Origin of the sequence: Enterobacter sp. HSTU-ASh6, from assembly GCF_026319105.1 — a bacterium.
Classification (GTDB): Bacteria; Pseudomonadota; Gammaproteobacteria; order Enterobacterales; family Enterobacteriaceae; genus Enterobacter; species Enterobacter sichuanensis.
In genome coordinates this window covers 255,381-262,348 of sequence record NZ_WSPD01000007.1, presented here as the reverse complement: position 1 = coordinate 262,348, position 6,968 = coordinate 255,381, and the positions used below count along the sequence as shown (strand labels likewise).

7 protein-coding genes are annotated in these 6,968 nt (G+C 57.2%); 5 read left to right on the top strand and 2 right to left on the bottom strand.

The features are described 5' to 3' along the window. Positions 1 to 93: 93 nt before the first annotated feature. Entirely contained in the window at positions 94 to 1,479 is a 1,386-nt protein-coding gene (gene cysS, locus GM298_RS11390; RefSeq protein ID WP_045286676.1) for a cysteine--tRNA ligase, read from the bottom strand. A gap of 174 nt (positions 1,480 to 1,653) precedes the next feature. Here cysS and ppiB point away from each other — a divergent pair, with 174 nt between their 5' ends. The 5 genes from ppiB to mnmH all read left to right on the top strand — a co-directional run bounded on the left by ppiB (position 1,654) and on the right by mnmH (position 5,722). After that, positions 1,654 to 2,148 carry a peptidylprolyl isomerase B gene (gene ppiB / locus GM298_RS11385; RefSeq protein WP_025756124.1) on the top strand — a complete coding sequence of 165 codons (495 nt, stop codon included), beginning with the start codon at positions 1,654 to 1,656 and terminating at the stop codon, positions 2,146 to 2,148. A 3-nt stretch (positions 2,149 to 2,151) separates the two neighbouring features. Beyond that, positions 2,152 to 2,874 (top strand): UDP-2,3-diacylglucosamine diphosphatase, encoded by a 723-nt coding sequence (gene lpxH, locus GM298_RS11380; RefSeq protein WP_025756125.1) that lies wholly within the window; start codon positions 2,152 to 2,154, stop codon positions 2,872 to 2,874. A 119-nt stretch (positions 2,875 to 2,993) separates the two neighbouring features. Continuing rightward, complete coding sequence (gene purE / locus GM298_RS11375) at positions 2,994 to 3,503, top strand: 5-(carboxyamino)imidazole ribonucleotide mutase (RefSeq protein ID WP_025756126.1); 510 nt, start codon at positions 2,994 to 2,996, stop codon at positions 3,501 to 3,503. Further along, a complete protein-coding gene (gene purK, locus GM298_RS11370) occupies positions 3,500 to 4,567 on the top strand; it encodes a 5-(carboxyamino)imidazole ribonucleotide synthase (protein ID WP_025756127.1) in 1,068 nt (355 codons plus the stop codon). Before purE ends, purK begins: the two co-directional genes overlap by 4 nt. Positions 4,568 to 4,651: 84 nt before the next feature. After that, on the top strand, positions 4,652 to 5,722 hold the full coding sequence (gene mnmH, locus GM298_RS11365; RefSeq protein ID WP_266154126.1) for a tRNA 2-selenouridine(34) synthase MnmH: 1,071 nt from the start codon (positions 4,652 to 4,654) through the stop codon (positions 5,720 to 5,722). Between the two features lie 93 nt (positions 5,723 to 5,815). On the opposite strand, the gene GM298_RS11360 is transcribed toward mnmH, so the two are convergent. Beyond that, positions 5,816 to 6,961 (bottom strand): porin, encoded by a 1,146-nt coding sequence (locus tag GM298_RS11360; protein WP_059386529.1) that lies wholly within the window; start codon positions 6,959 to 6,961, stop codon positions 5,816 to 5,818. Positions 6,962 to 6,968 lie beyond the last annotated feature (7 nt).

Below are 6,968 nucleotides of genomic sequence, written 5' to 3'. Positions count from 1 at the left end.
TGGCATCAGGTCAAACTCAGTGACAGTTTACCCGTCTGTTGACGGGTAACTGAAGTGACTTTAAACATACAAGGGCATCAGCGCGCACCAGACTTACTTACGACGCCAGGTGGTCCCCTGCGGGCCGTCTTCCAGAATAATGCCCATTTCGGTCAGACGGTTACGCGCCGCATCTGCTGCCGCCCAGTCTTTCGCCTGACGCGCTTCCAGACGCGCCTTGATCAACGCTTCAATCTCCGCCACTTCGCCGTCATCCGCCTGCGCACCGCTCTGCAGGAACACGTCCGGCTCCTGCTCCAGCAGGCCAAGCACGGAGGAGAGTTTACGCAAGTGAGACGCCAGCGCATTCGCTGCCGCCATGTCTTCTGATTTCAGACGGTTCACTTCGCGCGCCATATCGAACAGCACGGAGTACGCTTCCGGAGTATTGAAGTCGTCGTTCATCACCTCAATAAAGCGCGCTTCGAACGCCTCGCCGCCAGCAGCCGCCACGGATTTGTCAGTCCCGCGCAGCGCGGTGTACAGACGCTCCAGCGCAGAACGCGCCTGCTTAAGGTTCTCTTCGCTGTAGTTCAGCTGGCTGCGATAGTGGCCGGACATCAGGAAGTAACGCACGGTTTCCGCGTCGTAATACTTCAGCACGTCACGCACGGTGAAGAAGTTGCCCAGCGATTTAGACATCTTCTCGCGGTCAACCATTACCATCCCGGAGTGCATCCAGTAGTTCACATACTCACCGCCGTGGGCGCAGGTGGACTGCGCGATTTCGTTTTCGTGGTGCGGGAACATCAGGTCCGAACCGCCGCCGTGGATGTCGAAGTGTTTGCCCAGCTGTTTGCAGTTCATCGCCGAGCACTCAATGTGCCAGCCCGGACGGCCTTCACCCCAAGGGGACGGCCAGCTTGGTTCGCCCTCTTTGGACATCTTCCACAGCACGAAGTCCATCGGGTTGCGCTTCACGTCAACCACGTCAACGCGGGCACCGGCCTGCAGTTGGTCCAGGTCCTGACGGGAAAGCGAACCGTAAGTCGGGTCAGTCGGCACCGAGAACATCACGTCACCATTGTCCGCCACATAGGCGTGACCGCGCGCAATCAGCTTTTCCGTGATCTCGATAATTTCGTGAATATGGTGGGTCGCGCGCGGCTCGCTGTCCGGGCGCTGAATATTTAAGGCGTCGAAGTCTTTGTGCATCTCGGCGATCATACGATCGACCAGCGCGACAAAGCTTTCGCCGTTCTCATTCGCACGCTTAATGATTTTATCGTCGATGTCGGTGATGTTACGCACGTACTTCAGTTTGTACCCGAGAAAACGCAGGTAGCGCGAAACCACATCGAAGGCGACGAAGGTGCGGCCATGGCCAATGTGACAGAGATCGTAAACCGTAATTCCACACACGTACATGCCGACTTCCCCGGCATGGATAGGTTTAAATTCCTCTTTTTGGCGCGTCATTGTATTAAAGATTTTTAACATCGAAGATTCCATGTAAACACGTGTGTGGTTGAAAACCGGCTATTCTACCCGTAATTCAAACCTGAAGCAGCACACAATGCAAGGTGATCGCATCCTGTGGTTATGCTATAACAAGCCCCTATATATGACCCGAACACGGGTCGACGTACCACAATAACGGAACAGGATGCACAAATGGTTACTTTCCACACTAATCATGGCGATATCGTAATCAAAACCTTTGATGACAAAGCGCCTGAAACAGTTAAAAACTTCCTGGACTACTGCCGCGAAGGTTTCTACAACAACACCATCTTCCACCGTGTGATCAACGGCTTTATGATCCAGGGCGGCGGTTTCGAACCTGGCATGCATCAGAAAGCCACCAAAGAGCCGATCAAAAACGAAGCCAACAATGGCCTGAAAAACACCCGTGGCACGCTGGCGATGGCCCGTACTCAGGCGCCTCACTCTGCGACCGCTCAGTTCTTCATCAACGTGGCTGACAACGACTTCCTGAACTTCTCCGGCGAAAGTCTGCAGGGTTGGGGCTACTGCGTCTTCGCAGAAGTGGTTGAAGGGATGGACGTGGTTGACAAGATCAAAGCCGTTTCTACCGGCCGCAGCGGCATGCATCAGGACGTTCCGAAAGAAGACGTTGTGATTACAAGCGTGACCGTCAGCGAGTAATTCGTGGCGACACTCTTTATTGCAGATTTGCATCTGCAAACAGAAGAACCGGCGATCACCGCCGGTTTTCTGCGTTTTTTAGCGGGTGAAGCCCGACATGCGGATGCGTTGTACATCCTCGGCGACCTCTTTGAAGCCTGGATTGGCGACGATGACCCGAACCCGCTACACCGTGAAATGGCGGCGGCCATCAAGGCGCTGGTGGATTCTGGCGTCCCCTGCTACTTCATCCACGGTAACCGTGATTTCCTGCTCGGCAAGCGCTACGCCCGCGAAAGCGGCATGACGCTGCTGCCGGAAGAGCAGGTGCTCAACCTCTATGGCCGCAAGGTGCTGATCATGCACGGCGATACGCTCTGCACCGACGATACCGGCTACCTGGCGTTTCGCGCCAAAGTTCACACCCCGTGGATCCAAACGCTGTTCCTTGCCCTGCCGTTATTCATCCGCAACCGCATCGCCGCGAAAATGCGTGCGGGCAGTAAGGCCGCCAACAGCAGCAAATCCATGACCATCATGGATGTTAACCCGCAGGCGGTGGTGAATGTAATGGAAAAACACCGCGTCCAGTGGCTGATCCACGGTCATACCCATCGGCCTGACGTGCATTCACTTATTGCCAACGGCGAGCCCGCCCACCGCGTGGTATTAGGCGCGTGGCACAGCGAAGGGTCTATGGTTAAAGTCACCCCGGAAGGTGTGGAGTTGATCGCTTTCCCGTTTTAACTGCTTCTCGTCTTTTTGCCCATTTCTCAGCCACGCAACCGTTTTCCTTGCACGTATAACATGCTATTCTCTGTGCCCTCGAAAGCAGTGTGTTTCGCACCACAGGAGTTTTAAGACGCATGTCTTCCCGCAATAATCCGGCGCGTGTCGCCATCGTGATGGGGTCCAAAAGCGACTGGGCTACCATGCAGTTCGCCGCCGAAATCTTTGACATCCTGAATGTTCCGCACCATGTAGAAGTGGTCTCCGCGCACCGTACACCAGACAAACTGTTCAGCTTCGCCGAAAGCGCCGAAGAGAACGGTTATGAGGTGATCATTGCCGGTGCGGGCGGCGCAGCACATCTGCCGGGCATGATTGCCGCCAAAACCCTGGTGCCGGTACTGGGCGTTCCCGTACAAAGCGCCGCGCTGAGCGGTGTCGACAGCCTCTACTCCATCGTCCAGATGCCGCGTGGTATTCCTGTCGGCACGCTGGCCATTGGCAAAGCGGGTGCCGCCAACGCCGCCCTGCTGGCCGCGCAGATTCTGGCGACGCACGACAGCGCGTTGCATCAGCGTCTGGCGGACTGGCGTAAAGCTCAGACCGATGAGGTGCTCGACAATCCGGACCCGCGGGGTGCGGCATGAAGCAAGTTTGCGTCCTCGGTAACGGTCAGTTAGGCCGGATGCTGCGCCAGGCAGGTGAACCGCTGGGTATTGCCGTCTGGCCCGTCGGGCTGGATGCGGAACCTGAAGCCGTCCCGTTCCACCAGAGCGTGATTACCGCTGAGATCGAACGCTGGCCGGAGACGGCGCTGACCCGCGAACTGGCGCGTCATAACGCCTTTGTTAACCGCGATGTGTTCCCGATTATTGCCGACCGCCTGACGCAAAAGCAGCTGTTCGACAAGCTCGGCCTGCCGACCGCGCCGTGGCAGCTGCTGTCCGATAAAAGCGAGTGGAATGATGTCTTCGCGATGCTGGGTGAACTGGCGATCGTGAAGCGCCGCGTGGGTGGCTACGATGGCCGCGGCCAGTGGCGTCTGCGCGCGAACGACACCGCCGAGCTGCCGGATGAGTGCTACGGCGAGTGCATCGTTGAACAGGGCATTAACTTCAGCGGTGAAGTGTCGCTGGTTGGCGCGCGCGGGCATGATGGCCGTACGGTCTTTTACCCGCTGACGCATAACCTGCATCAGGACGGTATTCTGCGCACCAGCGTCGCCTTCCCGCACGCCAGTGCTGACCAGCAGGCGCAGGCGGAAGAGATGCTCTCTGCCATCATGCACGAACTCGGTTATGTGGGCGTCATGGCGATGGAGTGTTTTGTCACGCCGTCTGGTCTGCTGATCAACGAACTCGCGCCGCGCGTGCATAACAGCGGCCACTGGACGCAAAACGGTGCCTCCATCAGCCAGTTCGAACTGCATCTGCGCGCCATCACTGACCTGCCGCTGCCGCAGCCGGTGGTAAACAGCCCGTCGGTGATGATCAACCTGATCGGCACCGATCTGAACTATGACTGGCTGAAGCTGCCGCTGGTGCATCTGCACTGGTACGACAAAGAGGTTCGTCCGGGTCGTAAAGTGGGTCACCTGAACCTGAACGACAGCGACGCAGACCGCCTGAGCGCCAGCCTGGAAGCCCTGATCCCGCTCCTGCCGCCGGAATACGCGAGCGGCATTGTCTGGGCGCAATCAAAGCTCAGGTAAGACATCCCCGCCGGGGAGTTGACCTTCCCCTTCCCCGGCGTACAATTCCCGCCCATTGCTGCTCAGTTTTCTTCTGGAAAAACCATGAACGATGGAACGGACTATCGCGCGATCCTCGCGTCTGATACCCCTTTAATCGACGTTCGCGCGCCGATCGAATTTGCCCAGGGCGCGATGCCTGCCGCCCTTAACCTGCCATTGATGAACGACGACGAACGCGCCGCCGTGGGCACCTGCTATAAACGCCAGGGGCCCGAGGCCGCTCTGGCGCTTGGCCATAGCCTGGTGCATGGCGACACGCGTGAGGCCCGTATCAACGCCTGGCGCGACGCCAGCCTTGCCCATCCTGAGGGCTTTCTCTGCTGCGCGCGCGGTGGCCAGCGCTCACATATCTCGCAGGCCTGGCTGAAAGAGGCGGGTGTCGATTACCCGCTGATCCGCGGCGGCTATAAGGCCCTACGTCAGACAGCGATTCAGGTGACCCTCGAGCAGTCACAAAAACCGATGGTGCTCATCGGCGGCTGTACCGGAAACGGTAAAACGCTGCTGGTGAAGCAGCACGCGCAGGGAATCGATCTGGAAGGACTGGCGCACCATCGCGGTTCATCCTTTGGCCGCACGCTAACGCCGCAACTTTCCCAGGCAAGCTTCGAAAATTACCTTGCGGTCGAGCTGCTGAAAAAAGACGCTGCGCGCTGGGTGCTGGAAGATGAAGGCAGGATGATTGGCTCTAACCATCTACCGGAATGCCTGCGCGACCGCATGGCTGAAGCCCCTGTCGTCGTGGTAGAGGACCCGTTCGATATTCGGCTTGAGCGCCTGCGCGAAGAGTATTTCGACCATATGTGGGCGGACTTTTCAGCCGCATACGGCGAGGAGGCGGGCTGGAAAGAATACAGTGAATATCTGCACCACGGCCTGTTCGCCATCCGCCGCCGTCTGGGGTTGCAGCGGTACGCGGAATTCACCGCCTTACTGGACGCCTCGCTTGTCGAACAACAACGTACTGGCAGCACTGATGCGCACTTCAGCTGGCTTGTGCCGCTGTTAAAGGACTATTACGACCCAATGTACCGTTATCAACTGGAGAAGAAAGCGGAGAAGATTGTCTATCGCGGGACGTACGAAGAGATTGCTGAGTGGCTTGATCGCTGAAAAATAAAGCCGGGTGGCGGCTACGCCTTACCCGGCCTACATGTTCTCCCCGTCTGTTCCCTCTCCCTTTCAGGGAGAGGGTTAGGGTGAGGGTCAGAAGTCGTAACGCAGACGCACCAGGTTCATGTCGCCCAGGTTGTCGGTGCTGGAGGTGAACACGTGTTCGTAATCCACGCGGAAACCATAATCCAGCTGGAAGCTGATACCCACGCCGTTATCGATGCGCTGGTAGTTACGGCCGTTCACATACTCAATACGGTCGCCCATGAAGTAAGGCTGGATGGATTTAACCGCATACTGACCGACTGGGAATTTGTACCCTGCGAAGTATTCAATACCCCACGCGTCACCGGCGAAGTAGTCATTCACAGACACTTTTTTGGTGGTCAGGAAGTTCTGATACCAGCCGCCGCCTGCGGAGAAGGTCCAGTTATCCGGTGTCCAGCTCAGCGCGGTACCGAGGATGTTCTGGTCATAGGTTTTGCTGTCGCCGTTGTCCGGGTTACGCATGTCCGCACGGGTGTAGTTCCACGCGGCGCCCCAGGTCAGATCGGTGGTCAGGTGGTAATCCAGACCCAGTGAACCGCCGCCTTTACGCTTGTAGCGCAGGCCATTGCCCGGCAGGTATTCGCTGTCTTCAAACAGGTAAGATGCATAGATGTCGGCATCACCCACGGTTTTCTTATATTTCAGCATCTGACGTGAACGATAAGAACCATCGTAGTCGCCGTTGATCCCGTTACCTGGCGCCTGAGCGATCATGTCGTAGTCCCAGATATCGGTTTTCGCGCCAACCACATCATAGTAAACGCTGTTCTGTTGACCGAAGGTCAGCGTACCCCAGGTGTCGCTCTTCAGACCGGTGTAGAGCATACGACGCGTGGTGTCGTGCGCACCTTCGGCGTAGTGGTGATCCCAGTTAAACTGCGCGGGAATATTCACACCCAGCTCGTAGTAGCTGATCCAGCTGATGTCATCAAACAGGTAGTAATCAGCCGCGAAACGGAAACGGGTGCCGCCGTCAAAGCCGTTACGCTTGTAGCTGTTTTTACCGTCGTCGCCGGTCATGTTCTGGAACTGAGGACGGATACTGCCGCCAACGGTAAAGTTCAGGCGGCTCAGCGGGTTACCCGCCTGAGGATCCTGTTTAAGAACGGTGATTTCCGCCTGAGAAGCGAAGGACGTCAATGCCACTGCCGCGCCGATCGTTACCGCCAGCGCTGATTTTTTTATAGTCATTATTTTT

What these genes read in the sequence shown, in the direction of transcription:
- cysS (WP_045286676.1), bottom strand. Translation starts at nt 1,479, where the DNA reads ATGTTAAAAATCTTTAATACAATGACGCGCCAAAAAGAGGAATTTAAA.
- ppiB (WP_025756124.1), top strand. Translation starts at nt 1,654, where the DNA reads ATGGTTACTTTCCACACTAATCATGGCGATATCGTAATCAAAACCTTT.
- purE (WP_025756126.1), top strand. Translation starts at nt 2,994, where the DNA reads ATGTCTTCCCGCAATAATCCGGCGCGTGTCGCCATCGTGATGGGGTCC.
- purK (WP_025756127.1), top strand. Translation starts at nt 3,500, where the DNA reads ATGAAGCAAGTTTGCGTCCTCGGTAACGGTCAGTTAGGCCGGATGCTG.
- mnmH (WP_266154126.1), top strand. Translation starts at nt 4,652, where the DNA reads ATGAACGATGGAACGGACTATCGCGCGATCCTCGCGTCTGATACCCCT.
- GM298_RS11360 (WP_059386529.1), bottom strand. Translation starts at nt 6,961, where the DNA reads ATGACTATAAAAAAATCAGCGCTGGCGGTAACGATCGGCGCGGCAGTG.